The organism is Wolbachia endosymbiont (group A) of Anomoia purmunda (assembly GCF_947251545.1).
In the GTDB taxonomy this organism is placed as follows: Bacteria; Pseudomonadota; Alphaproteobacteria; order Rickettsiales; family Anaplasmataceae; genus Wolbachia.
In genome coordinates, this window is the sequence record NZ_OX366362.1 from 1,010,782 (window position 1) to 1,029,374 (window position 18,593).

Here is an 18,593-nt window from a genome sequence, read left to right on the forward strand (position 1 = left end):
CTATGGCAATAATTCTTTTAGACACAAAAACCATAAACCGTATAGCAGCAGGGGAGGTGATAGAAAGGCCAGCAAGTGTAGTAAAGGAATTAGTGGAAAATGCAATAGATGCTGGAAGTTTGGAAATAGAGATCAAAATAGAAAGTGGTGGGCGTAACCTTATTATTGTGACAGATGATGGTAACGGAGTAGAAAAAAACGATTTAGAACTTGCGTTTATGCGTCATGCTACTTCAAAATTAAGCGACAATGAGTTGATAGAAATCAAGCATCTTGGCTTTAGAGGAGAAGCTCTGCCTTCAATAGCAGCAGTAAGTAGGATAAAATTATCGTCTAAGGCAAGAGAAGCAAATGAAGCATGGTCTATAAGTTATGAGGGTGGAGAAAAAATAGGGGAGCTGACTCCTTATTCTTTATCACAAGGTACACATATTGAAGTACGAGATTTATTTTTTGCCACTCCAAATAGACTAAAATTTCTAAAAACCGAAAGAGCAGAAACTCAAAGCATTGTTGATATTGTAAACAACCTAGCAATGATTAACTATCATATAGGGTTTACTCTCACTTCAGGTAATAAAAAGCTCTTAAAATACGCTAAGCAGACTTCGTTATTTCATAGATTGTGTGAAGTAGAAGAAGAATTTCAGGGCAGTTCTCTGGAGATTAATGAAGAAGAAGACGGCATTAAACTTACGGGACACATCTGTAAACCGACCGTCAATCGTGGTAAGTCAACTCAGATCTATACGTTTGTTAATGGAAGGCCAATTAAAGATAATCTACTTATTGGCGCAGTTAGGTATGCATATCACGATTTTATTCCAAGCGATAGGTATCCTTTCGCAGCGTTACATTTAGAGATACCTTATGATCAAGTAGATGTAAATGTGCATCCAAATAAGTCAGAAGTAAGGTTTCAGAATAAGAAGCTCATATATGAGATAGTGACAAGAGGATTAATTAAAGCATTGTCAAGAAGGATAGGCACCTTTCCAGCGCATGACCAGAAAATGGATTCAACATTGCCAGATTCTTTTGATAAACCTAATGTTCAAAATGAAAGAAGGCCAAGTCCTTTTGAAAATCAACTAATAAAAGAATTTGCTTCTCCAAATGAAAGAGTAAAAAGCTTATCAGAACAGTCAAAATCGTTTGATTATACCGGCATACAGAAATTCCCATCACAAGCGGAGACTATGGTTCTGGAAAAAAAGGTGTTAGAGCAAGTTGATTTGATAGAGAGCCACCCGCTCGGGTTTGCACGCTGTCAGGTCTATAATACTTACATTATTGCCGAGGTAAGAGACAAATTGATTATAGTCGATCAGCATGCAGCCCACGAGAGACTAGTATATGAATGCCTAAAACAAAAATCAAGTATAAAAAGACAAAAACTACTTCTTCCTGAAACGGTTGAAATCAAAAATCAAGCCGGAATGGAGATGATTGAAACCTATAAAGATAAGTTATTTGAAATGGGTTTTGATATTGAAGTCAAATCAGAAAATAAAGTGATAGTAAAAGAAATCCCTGCAATTTTGGGAGCAATAGATGTGAAAGAGATGCTAATTAATATAGTCGATAGATTAACGGAAATAGAAGATACATTGCCAGTAGAAGATAAAGTGAACAAAATATTGGCCACTATCGCTTGTCATGGATCAATTAGAGCGGGTAGGAAAATGAGATTAGAAGAAATGAATGAGCTGCTTAGACAAATGGAAAAAACCCCATATTCCGGGCAATGCAACCACGGAAGACCAACTTATATAGAAATGAAACTCAGTGATATTGAAAAACTTTTTGAGCGGAGGTAAGAGGTTGCCATAAATATGTAAGTGCTCCTTCCTCGTCATCCAAGTAGCTCATAGAAACGAAAAAACGTATCTGTTCAGATGCATGGCTAATGTACAAATATTGAAACAAAAATTCCAGTGCTCCCTTTCTTGTCATCCCAGTGCTTGACACTGGGATCCAGATTGGGCACTAAGTTGGTAAACACGAAAGCGCTTTACAACGTTTTTGATGGAACTGCACGAAAGGACTGGATGCCAGTGTCAGCTACTTGCATGACACCCATTTGTTCCTATAGTTGTCTTTTCTCGTCTACCTTATTTTGCCACTCTGTTGAACAGATACGAAAAAACTGTATCCGTTCAGCTAAGTGGTGTGAGAGACGATAGATAAGAGGTTTTGGAAAGGATTGAGACCCATTTGTTTCCATGTTAAGTATAACGAAATTATCCGTTCAAGGAATGCATTTCCCCGCTTCGATTGTGTAAAATATGAATTTTTGCGGTAAACGACATAATGCCGTATTTGCCGTTCAGCATGGTTATTTGTCAGCGGAATATTTTCTGGATCATCTAAAAATTTCCACATCATCCTTTCAGATTTCATAATATTTCTTACAACTCGAGAGGCTCCTATTGCTTCAGGTAGGTGGAATATCTCCTTCAAGTAATACCTTGTACGTTTTCGCAACTTTCTGGCAGGTCTGGCAAATCTTAAAATGTCTATCTCATTTTTTAGTAAAGCTTTTTTTAGTGCAAATAATTCAGTGGCCACGTTTCTCAAGTAACAACCCAGAACTTTAACTTCAATATTCCAACTATGTGCTAATCTTTCAAAATCTCTTGATAAATGTGCCCAACAGATTTGCCTGTTTTTATCGGCAAAGTAGTTGTATGCTGCATACCTGTCGTAAGCTATTGCGATTGCAGAACTTGCTATTTTGTAAAACCTTCATTCCTCTTGATTCTGTCAATTTTACAAAACTTGCCGTATTGCTTGCAAACACCAAGCGAGTTTACCTTTGTTATAATGGCTCGTTTCATCAATATGTAAAACTTTACTTCTACTTATCTCTTGTTCGATTTGCTCATATGTTTTTTCGCATTTCGATGCAACTCTGTGTTCACTGTTTGATATGCTGCCAACACTTATATTCAAATTAAAAATATCATTTATAATGCTAGCCACTTCGCGCTTTGAATTCTTGTAAAATCCGCTGAGTGCTGCAATTATCGATTTAACTTTTGGACCAAATGTATCTGATGTAACACCTTCTGGTAATTTGCTGCTTCTTCTTTTTCCGCACTTCCGACAACGGCCATGCTCTAGCTGATACTCTACTACATACGGCTTAATTTCCTGCAGATCAACTTTCTGATGAATATATGGTTTTTCACATACTGCAATCTTCCCTCCGCATTCGCAAGAACTCTATCTTTATCACCTCATCTGCATCCACTTTAGCGCGATAATTACCTTTGTGTCCGATCTGACCACCAATATTTCTTTCGCTTTTTGGCTTGTCCTTTTTTATTTTGTATAGCTCTTTTGAGCTGGGCAGGGATGAGTTTTTTGAATTTAAACCGAGCCTTTCCTTTAATTCAGCGTTCTCTATCTTTAAAGCTTTATTTTCTGCTTTTAAGTTTTCTATCTCTGCTTCCAGTTTTTCTATTTTCTGCTGTAAATTTTTGCAAAGTTCTAAAAGGTTTACCACATTACCTCACTTTTGCTCTATGATTATCTTTTTAGATCACTTTGTCTACCTTATTCTACCACTCCGCTGAACGGATACATAATATTGATGTTAACACTATTGTCAAGTGTACTGGCCTGTCCATTAGTGAGATTGAAGAATTGCAGAATTAAGTGTGAACGGATACGGTTTCTCATCTTTACCATGCTGTATAGAAAAAAGTCTGGATTCCAATTTGCATGACAATATGGAATATCTGCTTCTTTCATCCCAGTTTGGGATCTTTTATTCCATTTTATCAACAGTTTGTTTTGCAGTATCAAACAATTTTAATCCTATAATCCCGAATGTAACTAAAATAAAGCATATTACTTCGAATAAATTAACTGGTTCATCAAATAGGTAAACTCCAAGTATCGAAGCTCCTATAGCGCCCACTCCAGTCCAAATTGCATAGCATACTCCAATAGGTATAGAACGTGTGGCGAGCGAAAGTAAATATGTACTAAGAGCCATGGAGAATATGCTAATTATTGATGGTACGAGATGAGTAAATCCATAACTATGCTTAAGTGTTATGACCCAGAACACTTCAATTAGTGACGATAAGAGTAAATATATCCAATTCATGCATAAATTTTTAGGTTTAAATAGAGAGCTTTAGCCCTATGGTTCCTATTACAATTAAAACGATACATAAAACTTGAGATAAATTAATATTCTCTGTGAAAGTGGTTGCACCAATTATAGTTATTCCAATTGTGCATATTCCAGAGGAAACTGCATAGCATACTCTAATAGGTAGAAAGCATGCTGCAAGAGATAAAAAGTAAATGCTAATGATCATAATTACCAATGTTGCAATCGAAGGCACAACTTTAGTAAAACTGTTACTAAACTTTAGCGTTACAGCCCACAGTATCTCTAGGATACTAGACAGCAACAAATACAACCAGCACATTTTCGTAACATTTCAATCTTGTATTGTAACAGAAATTGTTAGTTAAAACTACACTAAAGTGCAATAGATCTCTCTTTCGAAATTGCTTTAATATCAAACTTAAAACAACATCCTAAAAAACTTTTCTATGAAATTCAATTCCTGCACGTCATTTGCTGCATAAAGAGGTGTAGTTTGTTGCTCAATACCTGGTATTTCTACAAAAACTTTGCCCACTTCTTGACCTTTTTTAATTGGTGCAGGTATCATATCTTTATATTCAATACGCACCTTAATTTGGTCATGCAATTTGCGGTTGTAAGTTATGGTAACATCGTTTGCAACTGTAATAGGCACTTTTCTATCTTTTCCATAGAGAACATTTACTTCCTCAACTACGCTGTCTTTAACGAATATTTTCTTAGTGTTAAAATGATTTAAGGAGTATTGTATCAATCTTTTTGCTTCTTCTATTCGCTCTTTCTCAGTGTTTAAACCATTTACGACAGCAAAAATTCTCCTATCATTTCGTTTTGCAGATGCTACAATGCCGTAACCACCAGCATTTGTATAACCGGTTTTTAAGCCATCAACTCCAATGTCATGAAAAAGTAGAAGATTTTTATTCTTTTGTACAATTTCATTATATGTCAAATATTGTTCGGAAAATAAATCATAATATTCAGGAAAATCAGTGAAAATCCTTTTTGCCAGCATTACCAAGTCTTTTGCGTTCATAAAATGATCTTCATCTGGCCACCCGCTTGAGTTGACAAAATGACTGTCATTCAGATTCAAATTTTGTGCAACTTCATTCATTTCAGCCACAAAATTCTCTTCTGATCCTGCAATGCCCTCGGCTAGTGTTATGCAGGCATCATTACCTGAGACTATTGTAATTCCTTCAAGTAATTCCCTCACCGTAACGGATTGACCTTCTTTCAAAAACATAGAAGAGCCTCTCCTTTCCCACGCTTTTCTACTTACTCGAAATTTATCCTCCATGTGTATTATTCCAGCTTTGAGATAATCGAAGGCTATATATAAAGTCATTAGCTTGCTCATTGAAGATGGGGCCATTTTTTCATCAGAATTATGGTCAAAAATGAATGAGTCTGAAGCTAAATCTAAGACTACTGCTTGCTTTGCTTTGGTTCTAAACTGGTATGAGTATGAAGAAAAAGGAAGTATAAAAACTAATAGCAAAATTACCAATCTGCTTAACATATTTATAATTTTAAATTTACAGTGTACTAATTAATAGTATAATTTTACAGGGGCATTTCAATAGATCTCTTACATAAAACTTCCTTGACAAGCTTCGCCAGCCCCCTTATCATGAAACTGAAGCTATTTATTTATCTTCGCAATCTCTGCAGTGGATTAATGACAAAAAAACTTAATGTATTTGGCGTAAATCATGCTTAATTTTTTGCACTATGTGCACCTCATGTCTTTATAAAACTTCAGGTTTCTACCTATACAAGACGAAACGCGCTTATAAAGCGTTTAAGACAGTAAAAGACGTCAAATAGACAAGGGAGAATTTGAATACTAGCTACCCTAGGGTTTCTTTGCCTTTTTTTCCGCTCAGTAAATTTCTTAACGTTTATAATTTAGGTTAGTTACATTTAAAAGCAGCTAAATTGCAGCGTTTAGAATAAAAAACGCCGATATTTTTAGTACATATAAATAATTAGTCACCAACGGGGTTTCTTTTGCCTTTTTTTTCATTTGACAAATTTCTTAATGTTTGTGGCTAAAGCAATTTAAGAGACCGAAAATGGTGTCATTCCAGTTCTCCTGTGATGTCATTCCAGTGCTCCTTTTTTGTCATCCCAGTGCGTGACACTGGGATCTAGCCTTTATTATGCAGCCACTTGGTTGAAATTAAGTTTCCTGGATCCCAGTGTCACGCACTGGGATGACAGGGGGGGAGGCTACTTGGTTGACACTATATAGGCTACTTAGAGGACCCAAAAAGGGTGTCATCCCAGTGCGTGACACTGGGATCCAGCCTTGCCGTAATCTCATCAAGAACGTTGTGTTTTAACATAAAACGGCTACTTTTATGCTTACCAACTTAATAAAATTCCTGGATCCCAGTGTCACGCACTGGGATGACAAGAAGAGGGCACTGGGATGACATCATAGGGACACTGCCCTGACAACCATACGCGTCAAGTTAAGAAGCAAGGGTAAGAAAATTCAATGAACTTAAGGTGGATACTCTAGTTTTTCTATATCTATCTTTCACAGAAAATTGTGACCAGTCTGTGGTAAGTTTTTTCAGGAAAATTCTCAAATTATTAATTTTACTGCTTAACGCTAAAAACAACTCCCTAATCCTTCTTTTTAATTCAATGAATGCCTTTGTTAAACTCAGCTCTGTATTCTCTTTCAGTTTTATACAACCAACTATTCCATGAAATATAAGAATTGCGCACAATTTAGCGTATAGTTCACATAATACTCTGTATGGTTTTCCTTTAAGTTCGTCAAGCCTGATGTGACTCTTATACAATTTAAATAATAATTCAATCTGCCATCTTACCCTGTAAACTGTTAATACTTGTTCAGCGCTGATTTTACTCTCTGGAACGTTAGTTATGAATATCGACCAATCCAGCAATTTTTGATTCTTTTGAGAAGATGTATATCCATGTGATTTTGCTAACTTATTAGCCCTTCTTCTTCTAATTATAGACTGTTCTTCAGTTAATTTTTGACATATAATTCTCACTTTAATTTTTACTTCTTTTCCTAATAGCACTTCCATCTCTAGAAGGGATTGACCTTCTAAACATTCCAACAACTCTATTTTTTGATTTGTTTCTATATCATATATATTGGTATCAGACTTATAACGACTAACAAAATATGCACCTGCTTCATCAATCTGTTTAAAAGAACTAGGCACAAAGTAGCCCAAATCAAATATTAGCAAATCATTGGCTGATAAACCGTTCAGATAATCCCTATAACCTTGATCCGACCTTATTCCTTCTATTAAATTTAACTTATCTAGCGCTTGGTTCAGGTAATCAAAGACTAACTGTAGCTTTATTCCTGATTTGGTATTACTCTCACAATCTCTATAGCTACTCCCATATCCTTTGTACATATCTTCCATGCTACTGGGCAGGCTAATATAATCCAAACCCTGTTTTGTAATTTCTATCGAGTCTTCATTTAGCAATTGGCACATTGTTTCTATGCTGCAATCACCAACTCCTATGTTACCAAAAACCATAGCTTTTATGAATGATGAGCCATTAAGTTTTCTCTTTCTTTTTATAAAACCTACTGCAATTGATATTTCGTCTGCTTTTTCATTAAAGAATTCATTGAGGTCTTTTGATAAGCAAGCTATTCTGTCCATTGTAAGTTCTCTCATTCACATATCCAAGAGAACTTATACCTTATTCTTTTCCTTCACTCTATCAATTTTACTTACACTTTTCCTTAACTTGACGCGTATGATTATGTGAACTATACGCTAAATTGTGCGCAATTCTTATATTTCATGGAATAGTTGGTTGTATAAAACTGAAAGAGAATACAGAGCTGAGTTTAACAAAGGCATTCATTGAATTAAAAAGAAGGATTAGGGAGTTGTTTTTAGCGTTAAGCAGTAAAATTAATAATTTGAGAATTTTCCTGAAAAAACTTACCACAGACTGGTCACAATTTTCTGTGAAAGATAGATATAGAAAAACTAGACTATCCACCTTAAGTTCATTGAATTTTCTTACCCTTGCTTCTTAACTTGACGCGTATGGTTTATTTAACACTCCCGTAAAACCTTCATTCTTCTTGACTCTGTCAATTTTATAAAACTTGCTGTATTACTGGCAAACACCAACCAAGTTTACCTTTGTTATAATGGCTCGTTTCATCAATATGTAAAACTTTACTTCTACTTATCTCTTGTTCGATTTGCTCATATGTTTTTTCGCATTTCGATGCAACTCTGTGTTCACTGTTTGATATGCTGCCAACACTTATATTCAAATTAAAAATATCATTTATAATGCTAGCCACTTCGCGCTTTGAATTCTTGTAAAATCCGCTGAGTGCTGCAATTATCGATTTAACTTTTGGACCAAATGTATCTGATGTAACACCTTCTGGTAATTTGCTGCTTCTTCTTTTTCCGCACTTCCGACAACGGCCATGCTCTAGCTGATACTCTACTACATACGGCTTAATTTCCTGCAGATCAACTTTCTGATGAATATATGGTTTTTCACATACTGCAATCTTCCCTCCGCATTCGCAAGAACTCTATCTTTATCACCTCATCTGCATCCACTTTAGCGCGATAATTACCTTTGTGTCCGATCTGACCACCAATATTTCTTTCGCTTTTTGGCTTGTCCTTTTTTATTTTGTATAGCTCTTTTGAGCTGGGCAGGGATGAGTTTTTTGAATTTAAACCGAGCCTTTCCTTTAATTCAGCGTTCTCTATCTTTAAAGCTTTATTTTCTGCTTTTAAGTTTTCTATCTCTGCTTCCAGTTTTTCTATTTTCTGCTGTAAATTTTTGCAAAGTTCTAAAAGGTTTACCACATTACCTCACTTTTGCTCTATGATTATCTTTTTAGATCACTTTGTCTACCTTATTCTACCACTCCGCTGAACGGATACATTAGTTCTTTTTTGTAATATCCCCTATTCCACATCGTTCCATAAAAGAAGCATCTGTAGTATTTATACTAGCCATTACTTTCGTGACAATAGCTTTAGCACCGAAAAATACAGCACAAAATACACCTAGCGCAAAAAGAGCTGGCCATGGCATTCTACCAAATATCGCAAGCAAAGCTGCACCTATTATCACTACGGTCATAAGCGGTCCACCTATTCCCCAAACGTAGCCAATAATATTACATATTACTTGAGCAGTTGTATCAGCATTAGTGTCAGCGGCAGCACTTCCAACATGAGAAAAAGAAATAAATAATACTATAAGAAAAATATTGAAAATTCTCTTGATTGTAGGGTTCATCCCTATACCTTAAACTTAGATATTGTAATTATATCTAAAATAGTATAATTTTTGGTAAAGTTAACAAAAAGATTACTGTATATCAAATCTTACTATTACCTACAAATATAAATGTACTTATAAATAAAGTATTACAATATTAGAGTTTGCAAATATTGAGGGTATAAAAATGGCAAACGAGAGTAATGAATGGGCTAAAAATGAATTTGGAGATGCTGTACTTGGAGATAAAAGATTAACTGACCGATTAGTAAATATTGCTGACAGTTTGATAAGTTTACCTGAAAGCTCAATTAATGAGGCATGCGGAAGTTGGTCAGAAGCAAAAGCAGCATATCGTTTTTTTCAAAATGAGAACGTAAAAGAAGTCGATATTCTAGCTTCACACATTGATAAAACAGTTGAAAGAACAAAAGCTCATAAAAGAATTCTTGTGATTCAAGATACAACTTATATTTCATACTCAAGCCATAAGCGGATTGGAACTATTGCTGAAAAAGGAGCAGTAATGCATACAGCCCTTGCTGTTAGTACGGAAAGTTGGTACTGGGAAGTGACCCATTTCCAGCAGTTTTTTCTTCTTCTGCTTCTTCCACTTTAGTACTAGGCTTTGACATCATATACGTAATACCACCAACCGCTAGTGCTGCTGTTGCAACTGCAACCACTGCTATTACTATAGGTATTAACTCAACTGCAATCGTTTCGGTTGCAAACAGTGCTACTGCTATAGCAGCGCCTAATACTGCCGTTGAACCACCATAAATAAATGCTCGTTTTCTCAGTTGTGTTTCTTCTGCTTCCTCTAGAAGTTTCTTTATAACATCATCTTGAGCTAAGTCTCTTGGAGTTTTACCATCGTTATCTTGTAATAGATAATCTGCTCCATTTTCTATTAGAATTTTTACTGTCTCTGTACGACCAAACGTAGCAGCCAGGTGTAAAGGAGTATGCCCATCTTTCTCTACTGCATCAACTTTTGCACCTTTTGCTATCAGAATTTTTACTATCTCTGTACAGTTTTGTATAGCAGCTAAATGTAAAGAAGTCATCCCATTTTCAATTGCCGCATTAACATCAATCCCTTTTGCTTGTAATAGAACCTTTACTATCTCTGTACGAACTTGTAAAGCAGCTAGATATAACAATGTACATTTTATAGCTTTTCCGTAAAAAGTAAACTGAAACAGGTAATTTACACTAAAACCAGCTTTTCCCCGTTTTTCATACTCATTTTTATCTTTTACTTCTAATTTCTTTTTTATTCTTTTAATTACGTTGTCCTTACTTAAATCTTCCTCCTTATCAATTACACTTAATATTTCTTTCCACTGCTTACCTTCCATTACCATAACTTTACCCTAAATTTTAACAATCTCAATTATCACATACCATAATAAAAAAGTCAACTTCACACCTTAGGTTGCAAAATTCTAAAAAGCAGCCAGAATAGAATAAGCAAACATTTACGAATTGAATTTAGTGCAAACAAGGGTGTTGATATCAACCATACTCTGCAGAATCGCAATATGGTATGACTACATGCTCTTTATTGATTTGATTAACATAATCAGCAGAGAGTTTTGTTTTGCAAAAGATGTCTACAGTAACATACTGCAATTATTTGGAATTGTAGGGCTAGGCGCAATTGTAAGGCCACTTGGTGCATTCATATTTGGTCACGTTGGTGACAGGTATGGAAGGAGGATAGCATTAATAATTACTATCTTGCTAATATCGATACCATCGAGTCTCATTGCATTTATTCCAAGTCACAATCAAGTAGGTATAATTTCTACTATATTGCTTCTTGCAATCCATATAACACAAGGAATTGCACTTGGTGGTGAACAAGGAAGTTCTGTTTATCTTATAGAGCATTTATCCAGTAGGAAAGAGAACTTAGGGATGTATTTTGGAATAATGAGTTTTGGCCGCTCCATTGGCGTCTTGCTTTCTGCGGTGATAGTAATTATCTGCAAAAAAACTACTGATTTTTGTACCTGGGGTTGGAGATTGCCATTTATTTTCTCAGCTATTTTAGGATTAATTAGCGCGTATAGCATATACAAATTGGGAGAAACTCCAACATATGAAAAAAATCGAAAACAAAGAAATTTACCTGATTTGCCAATAATAGAGCTTATAAAGCGCCACAAGAGAGCTCTTATACTTGCTATTTTAATATCTGTACCTGTTAATGTTGCTGTTGGATTTACCATATTTCTTCGAACTCTCGCAAAGGAAATAGCATCAGTGGATGTTTATGTAACAACATATATCAACGAAATTGTATTGATTATAACCAGTATATTAATGCCGATATCTTCAATAGCGTTTGGAATGTTGGCTGATAAAGTTGGAAAAGAGCGCACTGCAATCTTATTTATAGCAATTACAATGGCACTGTGTTGTCCTGCGTTATCTATTGCATATTACTACAAAAATTATCTTGTGATTGCGTTGAGCGTAATGGTTCTCTCTATAATAGAAAGGGGTATAGTTCCCATAGGAATAGTTGCATCTGAACTCTTTCCTACCAATGTTAGATTTAGTGGTGTGAGCTTATCACGCAATATCTCTTATGCGTTACATGGAGGATTTACTCCTATGGTTTGTATTTGGTTGACTGTAACATTTCCTCAAACAAACCTTGCTGCTGGGCTTTATATAGTCTTCTGCTTATTGATCAGTGTGGTAGCAATATTGCAAATAAAACCGCAAGATAAGAAATTTGATTGGTCTTAGTTTTCTCCTATGTGATTTGATAGTGATCTCCACCGGGAAAGGGTTTCATCTAAGTAGCTGACACCCTGACAACCGTCATCCCGCTGCTTGTTAGCGGGATCTAGAGATACTGTGACGGTATGACGTAGGACTGCTGTCATTCCCATACGCGTCAAGTTAAGGAAAAGGGTAAGAAAATTCAATGAACTTAAGGTGGATACTCTAGTTTTTCTATATCTGTCTTTCACAGAAAATTGTGACCAGTCTGTGGTAAGTTTTTTCAGGAAAATTCTCAAATTATTAATTTTACTGCTTAACGCTAAAAACAACTCCCTAATCCTTCTTTTTAATTCAATGAATGCCTTTGTTAAACTCAGCTCTGTATTCTCTTTCAGTTTTATACAACCAACTATTCCATGAAATATAAGAATTGCGCACAATTTAGCGTATAGTTCACATAATACTCTGTATGGTTTTCCTTTAAGTTCGTCAAGCCTGATGTGACTCTTATACAATTTAAATAATAATTCAATCTGCCATCTTACCCTGTAAACTGTTAATACTTGTTCAGCGCTGATTTTACTCTCTGGAACGTTAGTTATGAATATCGACCAATCCAGCAATTTTTGATTCTTTTGAGAAGATGTATATCCATGTGATTTTGCTAACTTATTAGCCCTTCTTCTTCTAATTATAGACTGTTCTTCAGTTAATTTTTGACATATAATTCTCACTTTAATTTTTACTTCTTTTCCTAATAGCACTTCCATCTCTAGAAGGGATTGACCTTCTAAACATTCCAACAACTCTATTTTTTGATTTGTTTCTATATCATATATATTGGTATCAGACTTATAACGACTAACAAAATATGCACCTGCTTCATCAATCTGTTTAAAAGAACTAGGCACAAAGTAGCCCAAATCAAATATTAGCAAATCATTGGCTGATAAACCGTTCAGATAATCCCTATAACCTTGATCCGACCTTATTCCTTCTATTAAATTTAACTTATCTAGCGCTTGGTTCAGGTAATCAAAGACTAACTGCAGCTTTATTCCTGATTTGGTATTACTCTCACAATCTCTATAGCTACTCCCATATCCTTTGTACATATCTTCCATGCTACTGGGCAGGCTAATATAGCTACTATCCAATAGCTTAATGCTTCTAAATTGCTTCAAAATTCTGCAATCAACCTGTAAGCTGTTTTTAAATAAAACTAAAGATTCATTATACATTCTTTTCATAAATTCCACTGCTTCTTCAGTAAATCTAAAATCCAAACCCTGTTTTGTAATTTCTATCGAGTCTTCATTTAGCAATTGGCACATTGTTTCTATGCTGCAATCACCAACTCCTATGTTACCAAAAACCATAGCTTTTATGAATGATGAGCCATTAAGTTTTCTCTTTCTTTTTATAAAACCTACTGCAATTGATATTTCGTCTGCTTTTTCATTAAAGAATTCATTGAGGTCTTTTGATAAGCAAGCTATTCTGTCCATTGTAAGTTCTCTCATTCACATATCCAAGAGAACTTATACCTTATTCTTTTCCTTCACTCTATCAATTTTACTTACACTTTTCCTTAACTTGACGCGTATGGCTGTCATTCCAGTCTGGAATCCAGAGAAAAGGATGATGTCATCCCAGTGTCCCTGTAATGTCATTCCAGTCCTTGACACTGGAATCCAGCCTTTATTATGCAGCCACTTGGTTAAAATTAAGTTTTCTGGATCCCAGTGTCTGGGCACTGGGATGACAAAGGAGGGCAGTGTCAGCTACTCGGATGACACCCTGCTGGTGGACAATGTTTGTATAGTTGTGCGTCACGCGCTGGAATGACGAATTACTTAACCTTCATACCGTCACGGTATCTCCTAGCATAGATCCCGCTAACACGTAGCGGGATGACGATTTTGTATCGGAAAATAAGTAGCGGAATAATGACAACCACGTCATACCGCCGCGGTATCTAGCCACTAACACGTAGCGGAATGACGAATTTGTATCGGAAAACAAGTAGCATGACGATTTATCAAATGTTCCTTAGTTTCTCAAAAAAATCCTTTAACAAAAAAGAGCATTCTATTTCTAATATCCCACCATAAACTTCGGGCATATGGCTGCAAAATTGAAATATCTTAGCACCATTTTCAATACCTCCACCTTTGGGATTGTAAGCTCCAAAGTACAATCGTTTAATTCTGGCAAAGGAAATAGCTTGAGCGCACATCGGACATGGTTCTAATGTTACGTATATGTCAGAATCATAAAGCGTTGAAGTTGAGAGCAACTTACATGCCTGCTTGATCGCTAACATCTCTGCATGTGCAGTTGGATCGCTGGATATATTGTGTGCAGAAGAAACAACATTGCTTCCACTAACTATTACGGCACCTATGGGAACCTCACCATTTTTCTGAGCAAGTTTGGCTTGCTCTATGGCAAGCTCCATATATTGATACTTAAACACTAGGCACTTATTTCTTATCAATTGCTGCTTTAACGAACGACACGAAAAGAGGATGAGAAGAAAACGGCTTTGATTGAAATTCTGGATGAAACTGCACACCAATAAACCACGGATGACTCTCTAACTCCACTGCCTCTATGCACGTTCCATCTTCTGATATGCTACTGCATAGCAGCCCATTTTTTTCCAAATCATCTTTATAATCTGAATTGATTATGTATCTATGCCTGTGTCTTTCTGAAATAGTAGTGTTACTATATGCATCCATCATTTTAGAGTTTGCATTTATATTACATTTATATGCCCCAAGTCTCATGGTTCCACCAAAATCGTCATCTTGATCGCCAGCTAACTTAACGATTGGATGTTTACAGTTACGAAATTCTTCAGAGTGTGCATCTTCAAGCTTAACAACATTACGAGCAAATTCAATAATTGCAAGCTGCATACCAAGGCAAATTCCGAAAAATGGGATATTATTTGTACGGGCATAATTTATTGCTAATATTTTACCCTCTACTCCGTCATCACCAAACCCCCCTGGAACAAGGATTGCATGAGAATTCTGTAATTTCTCTCCTATAAGTTTTTCATTTATAGGTTTTTCTTCCTTCTCTCTTGAGTTAACCCAATTTATCCTTACTTTGACTTTATTACTAATCGCACCATGATTTAGCGCTTCAACTAGTGATTTATACGCATCAGGGAATTCGGTGTATTTTCCCACTATAGATACAGTAACTTCCTGTGTTGGGTGCCTTATGGAATGCACTATTTGATCCCATTCAGTCAAGCTTGGTTTTGACTCACTTAAATGAAAGTGCTCCAAAATTTGCGTATCAAGCCCACATTGGCTATACAACACCGGTAACTCATATATATGACTCACATCAGGGGCAGGTATCACATTGGATAAAGAAACATTGCAAAGCTTAGCTATTTTCTCTCTTTGATTATCGAAAATTTCTTTCTCACTGCGGCATAATATAATATCTGGTTGTAACCCCGCGGAATTTAACTCTCGAACTGAATGCTGCGTTGGCTTTGTCTTTAATTCTTGCGCTGCGGTAAGATATGGTATTAAAGTTAAGTGAATAAGGATAACTCTTTGTTTTCCTAATGTGTAGTTAACTTGGCATATAGCCTCCAAAAATGGTTGGCTTTCAATGTCACCTACAGTTCCGCCTATTTCACATATTACAAAATCTAAACCTTCCGTACCATTAAAAATAAACGATTTGATCAAATCTGTTACATGAGGAATGACTTGCACAGTTTTGCCCAGATAATCACCACGCCTCTCTTTCTTCAATAACTCATGATATATCTTACCAGTTGTTATATTGTCATCTTTTGTTGCTTTAATTCCAGTAAAACGCTCATAATGCCCAAGATCCAAATCAGTTTCAGCACCATCCTCGGTAACAAAGACCTCTCCGTGCTGAGTTGGGTTCATTGTCCCAGGATCAATGTTGAGATACGGGTCAAGTTTTCTGATACGGATCTTAAAACCGTGAGCTTGAAGAAGCGCACCAACGCTTGAAGCAACTAAGCCTTTACCAAGCGACGATACAACTCCACCTGTGACAAAGATAAATTTAGCTTCCTTCATTAATTTTCAAATGGAACAGAAGTAGATTCACTTTCTTGCTTTTTTTCTAATATAATTTTTTCTGCGATCGATTTTTTATGTACGTCTTTTGAACATAATCCTGACAATAGCAATGTGTTTATAATAAACAATCCAGCAACAATAGCCGTTATTCTGCTGAGCGGGTTTTCAGAAGATTTCACCGGAATCATCGAATTGACCCCCTGTTGTGTATTACTAAAACCACTTAACGAACTACTCCCAGGCGGCTGCAAGAGCACTAAAATTACTAACACAACAACCAATATTATTTGAAATATACTTAATACCGCTACTGACATTATAGATAGGGCTGAAAATAAAAATCTTAGCAGTACAAAGCACGTAAGTCAAGAACATCTGTCACCCAAGTAGTTTGAAATCTAAGTATGTATTTACTGCTTACCTTATTTTGATTAACATATGCATAAGACTTTGGGCTTAATATGTATCACATTTTAAAATACAAAAATTATGAACCAAAAATAGACGAAAGTGCTTTCATCGCAGGTGGCTCGCATATCATAGGCAAGGTTGAAATAGGAAGAAATGCGAGCATCTGGTTTAATTGTGTGGTCAGAGGGGACGTTGGATCAATAAAAATAGGTGATGGAACAAATATTCAAGATGGAACGGTAATTCATGTGGATAGAAACCCAGGTGGTGACACAATTATTGGCAGTATGGTAACAGTGGGACATTTTTGTATGTTGCACGCATGCACGGTGCATGATAAAGCGTTTATTGGTATGGGCTCTACCGTGATGGACCATGCAGTTGTGGAGCCTGAAGCTATGGTAGCTGCTGGCTCACTGGTAACACACGGAAAAGTGATAAAAAGTGGGGAAATATGGGCTGGTAGGCCAGCAAAATTCTTCAAAAAAATGTCGAATGAAGAAATTAAACATATTACACAATCAGCACAAAACTATATTATGCTAATGAAGGAATATAAGAATTGAAGCTATATGTTAGGCTGAGAAGCCTTTGACTTCAAGAAGTTCTTCAAGCCAACCACTTCAAAATGTTCAGGATTATGATCCACTTTTTCTTCAACTTTTACTTTACTGTTTTGTAATTTATTCATTATTTTACCATCTATTAAAATATCTCTAATACGAAAACTTGCCTTCTCCTTCTTACCTATTACTTTATCTAGTATATCATTAACTATATTACCAATAATTGATGATACGCCAGGAATTGCTAGTATTGCTTTAATAGTGGGTTTTTCATCTTTTAAATTCTCCATACTTTCTGGAATAGCATCATTATTGATTGAGAAATTTAAATTTTGCCCTTCTGATAACTCTACTGTAAAAGTGGAAAATAAAGTTTTAGGTATTCTGCTTGATTTTTTTGTTTCACTTTCTTTTATTTTATCCCAGACAAAATGATAAATACATTCAGTCCACTTAAAATTAGGACTAAGATTGATACTATCTGGCTTGTCTAGAAGCATTACTATACTAGGCGTGCTTGCATTACCGTTTTTATTTATATACTGAAAAAGGCATTCAATTGACTCTTGCTTTTTGCTTTCAAAATAAAATGGCATATATAACCGCATGTGATCAGAACTAATTTTAATATTAGATTGCCTACTCTCAAAACTTAGTGTACAAGCTCTGCTTTTTCTATCATCACTTAGCTGAAGACTTGCAAGTTGACAATTACTATCGTTAAAATGTCCAGACGCTTTGTCTACTGAATTTTCAAATATTGCAACTGCAAAAGTCTTTGAATGGTCAATAAATTTTTCTACTTTTCGGAAATCTTTAGTACTATAAAACTTATTGCTTTCATATCTTTATCTGTTAACACTAACTTCCTGTTCACCAAAATCTTCAGTGACATCAAAAAATTCTTCTTCATCCAAATTTCTTTCCTTTTCACCTGACTCTTGTTCTTCTAGAGCATCATACCATACATCCTGCTCATCTTCTGCATCAATCTCATTGTCTTGTGTTTTTATTTTGTTTTCTACATTTGTTTTTCTTGTATTGCCGTCACGGTCATTTCCATTACTAGCATTTTGCACGTTGTTTGATGATGTGTGCTTGTTACTTTGAAATAAGCTCTTTATTTTTGATATTAAGCTAATCCATGCAAGCCTGCCCTGATTAAGTAGATCTCCAAAGCTTTTCATTGTTTTTTACCTCTAAACCTATTACTGAAAATTATAACAGAATAAGTTAAATATGTCAATAAGATACACAAAGTTGCTACACTTGCTTGATTGTGCCAGCTTAAAGCCTTAGGATTAAGGATAACACTTTTGCTATAGTATATTGATTTTTTATAAATCTACTAAATTG

At 35.5% G+C, this 18,593-nt stretch carries 16 protein-coding genes and 6 pseudogenes; 6 read left to right on the forward strand and 16 right to left on the reverse strand.

Annotated elements, in window-relative coordinates; genetic code table 11:
* Window positions 1–2 precede the first annotated feature (2 nt).
* Complete coding sequence (gene mutL, locus OPR57_RS05355) at window positions 3–1,820, forward strand: DNA mismatch repair endonuclease MutL (RefSeq protein ID WP_265036171.1); 1,818 nt, start codon at window positions 3–5, stop codon at window positions 1,818–1,820.
* On the opposite strand, the gene OPR57_RS05360 is transcribed toward mutL, so the two are convergent.
* Window positions 1,786–1,956 (reverse strand): hypothetical protein, encoded by a 171-nt coding sequence (locus OPR57_RS05360; RefSeq protein ID WP_265036173.1) that lies wholly within the window; start codon window positions 1,954–1,956, stop codon window positions 1,786–1,788. The two genes, mutL and OPR57_RS05360, sit on opposite strands and share 35 nt — an antisense overlap.
* Between OPR57_RS05360 and OPR57_RS05365 the strand changes: the two genes are divergently transcribed.
* On the forward strand, window positions 1,938–2,186 hold the full coding sequence (locus OPR57_RS05365) for a WPE palindromic element domain-containing protein (RefSeq protein ID WP_265036175.1): 249 nt from the start codon (window positions 1,938–1,940) through the stop codon (window positions 2,184–2,186). The two genes, OPR57_RS05360 and OPR57_RS05365, sit on opposite strands and share 19 nt — an antisense overlap.
* On the opposite strand, the pseudogene tnpC reads toward OPR57_RS05365, so the two are convergent.
* From tnpC to OPR57_RS05395, 5 genes and pseudogenes are all read right to left on the reverse strand, one after another.
* Window positions 2,164–3,511 (reverse strand): annotated as a pseudogene (gene tnpC, locus OPR57_RS05370) (IS66 family transposase). The gene OPR57_RS05365 and the pseudogene tnpC overlap by 23 nt on opposite strands.
* 264 nt (window positions 3,512–3,775) lie before the next feature.
* Window positions 3,776–4,120: a DMT family transporter gene (locus OPR57_RS05380; RefSeq protein WP_265036179.1), complete on the reverse strand. Its 345-nt coding sequence runs from the start codon at window positions 4,118–4,120 to the stop codon at window positions 3,776–3,778.
* 16 nt (window positions 4,121–4,136) lie between these two features.
* Window positions 4,137–4,451: a DMT family transporter gene (locus tag OPR57_RS05385; RefSeq protein ID WP_007548371.1), complete on the reverse strand. Its 315-nt coding sequence runs from the start codon at window positions 4,449–4,451 to the stop codon at window positions 4,137–4,139.
* 99 nt (window positions 4,452–4,550) lie between these two features.
* Window positions 4,551–5,657 carry a D-alanyl-D-alanine carboxypeptidase family protein gene (locus tag OPR57_RS05390; RefSeq protein ID WP_265036181.1) on the reverse strand — a complete coding sequence of 369 codons (1,107 nt, stop codon included), beginning with the start codon at window positions 5,655–5,657 and terminating at the stop codon, window positions 4,551–4,553.
* A gap of 958 nt (window positions 5,658–6,615) precedes the next feature.
* Window positions 6,616–7,812, reverse strand: coding sequence for an IS4 family transposase (locus OPR57_RS05395; protein ID WP_265037552.1), 1,197 nt, complete (start codon window positions 7,810–7,812; stop codon window positions 6,616–6,618).
* Between the two features lie 101 nt (window positions 7,813–7,913).
* Between OPR57_RS05395 and OPR57_RS05400 the strand changes: the two are divergent.
* Window positions 7,914–8,198 (forward strand): annotated as a pseudogene (locus OPR57_RS05400) (IS4 family transposase); the annotation flags it as partial.
* A gap of 28 nt (window positions 8,199–8,226) precedes the next feature.
* On the opposite strand, the pseudogene OPR57_RS05405 reads toward OPR57_RS05400, so the two are convergent.
* Together OPR57_RS05405 and OPR57_RS05410 are read right to left on the reverse strand one after the other, a co-directional pair.
* A pseudogene (locus tag OPR57_RS05405) lies at window positions 8,227–9,000 on the reverse strand (DUF6444 domain-containing protein); the annotation flags it as partial.
* Window positions 9,001–9,079: 79 nt separating this feature from the next.
* Window positions 9,080–9,439, reverse strand: coding sequence for a TrbC/VirB2 family protein (locus OPR57_RS05410; RefSeq protein ID WP_265034666.1), 360 nt, complete (start codon window positions 9,437–9,439; stop codon window positions 9,080–9,082).
* 169 nt (window positions 9,440–9,608) lie between these two features.
* On the opposite strand from OPR57_RS05410, the pseudogene OPR57_RS05415 reads away from it, so the two are divergent.
* A pseudogene (locus tag OPR57_RS05415) lies at window positions 9,609–9,977 on the forward strand (IS4/Tn5 family transposase DNA-binding protein); the annotation flags it as partial.
* Here the strand turns inward: OPR57_RS05415 and OPR57_RS05420 are convergent.
* Window positions 9,967–10,791 (reverse strand): ankyrin repeat domain-containing protein, encoded by an 825-nt coding sequence (locus OPR57_RS05420; protein WP_320157488.1) that lies wholly within the window; start codon window positions 10,789–10,791, stop codon window positions 9,967–9,969. The pseudogene OPR57_RS05415 and the gene OPR57_RS05420 overlap by 11 nt on opposite strands.
* A 190-nt stretch (window positions 10,792–10,981) precedes the next feature.
* On the opposite strand from OPR57_RS05420, the gene OPR57_RS05425 reads away from it, so the two are divergent.
* On the forward strand, window positions 10,982–12,187 hold the full coding sequence (locus tag OPR57_RS05425; protein ID WP_406831674.1) for an MFS transporter: 1,206 nt from the start codon (window positions 10,982–10,984) through the stop codon (window positions 12,185–12,187).
* A gap of 164 nt (window positions 12,188–12,351) precedes the next feature.
* Here OPR57_RS05425 and OPR57_RS05430 read toward each other — a convergent pair.
* The 5 genes and pseudogenes from OPR57_RS05430 to secG form a co-directional block, all read right to left on the reverse strand.
* Window positions 12,352–13,674: pseudogene (locus OPR57_RS05430) on the reverse strand (IS4 family transposase); the annotation flags it as partial.
* Between the two features lie 159 nt (window positions 13,675–13,833).
* A pseudogene (locus OPR57_RS08175) lies at window positions 13,834–13,944 on the reverse strand (WPE palindromic element domain-containing protein); the annotation flags it as partial.
* 263 nt (window positions 13,945–14,207) lie between these two features.
* Entirely contained in the window at window positions 14,208–14,627 is a 420-nt protein-coding gene (locus tag OPR57_RS05445; RefSeq protein WP_265036187.1) for a nucleoside deaminase, read from the reverse strand.
* A 25-nt stretch (window positions 14,628–14,652) separates the two neighbouring features.
* Window positions 14,653–16,257, reverse strand: coding sequence for a CTP synthase (locus OPR57_RS05450; RefSeq protein ID WP_265036189.1), 1,605 nt, complete (start codon window positions 16,255–16,257; stop codon window positions 14,653–14,655).
* A complete protein-coding gene (gene secG / locus OPR57_RS05455) occupies window positions 16,257–16,577 on the reverse strand; it encodes a preprotein translocase subunit SecG (protein ID WP_007548880.1) in 321 nt (106 codons plus the stop codon). Before secG ends, OPR57_RS05450 begins: the two co-directional genes overlap by 1 nt.
* Window positions 16,578–16,721: 144 nt before the next feature.
* Between secG and OPR57_RS05460 the strand changes: the two genes are divergently transcribed.
* Complete coding sequence (locus OPR57_RS05460; RefSeq protein ID WP_265036190.1) at window positions 16,722–17,237, forward strand: gamma carbonic anhydrase family protein; 516 nt, start codon at window positions 16,722–16,724, stop codon at window positions 17,235–17,237.
* 2 nt (window positions 17,238–17,239) lie between these two features.
* Here the strand turns inward: OPR57_RS05460 and OPR57_RS05465 are convergent, their stop codons facing one another.
* A complete protein-coding gene (locus OPR57_RS05465) occupies window positions 17,240–17,833 on the reverse strand; it encodes a hypothetical protein (protein ID WP_265036192.1) in 594 nt (197 codons plus the stop codon).
* A 252-nt stretch (window positions 17,834–18,085) separates the two neighbouring features.
* Entirely contained in the window at window positions 18,086–18,424 is a 339-nt protein-coding gene (locus OPR57_RS05470; RefSeq protein ID WP_265036193.1) for a hypothetical protein, read from the reverse strand.
* Window positions 18,425–18,593 lie beyond the last annotated feature (169 nt).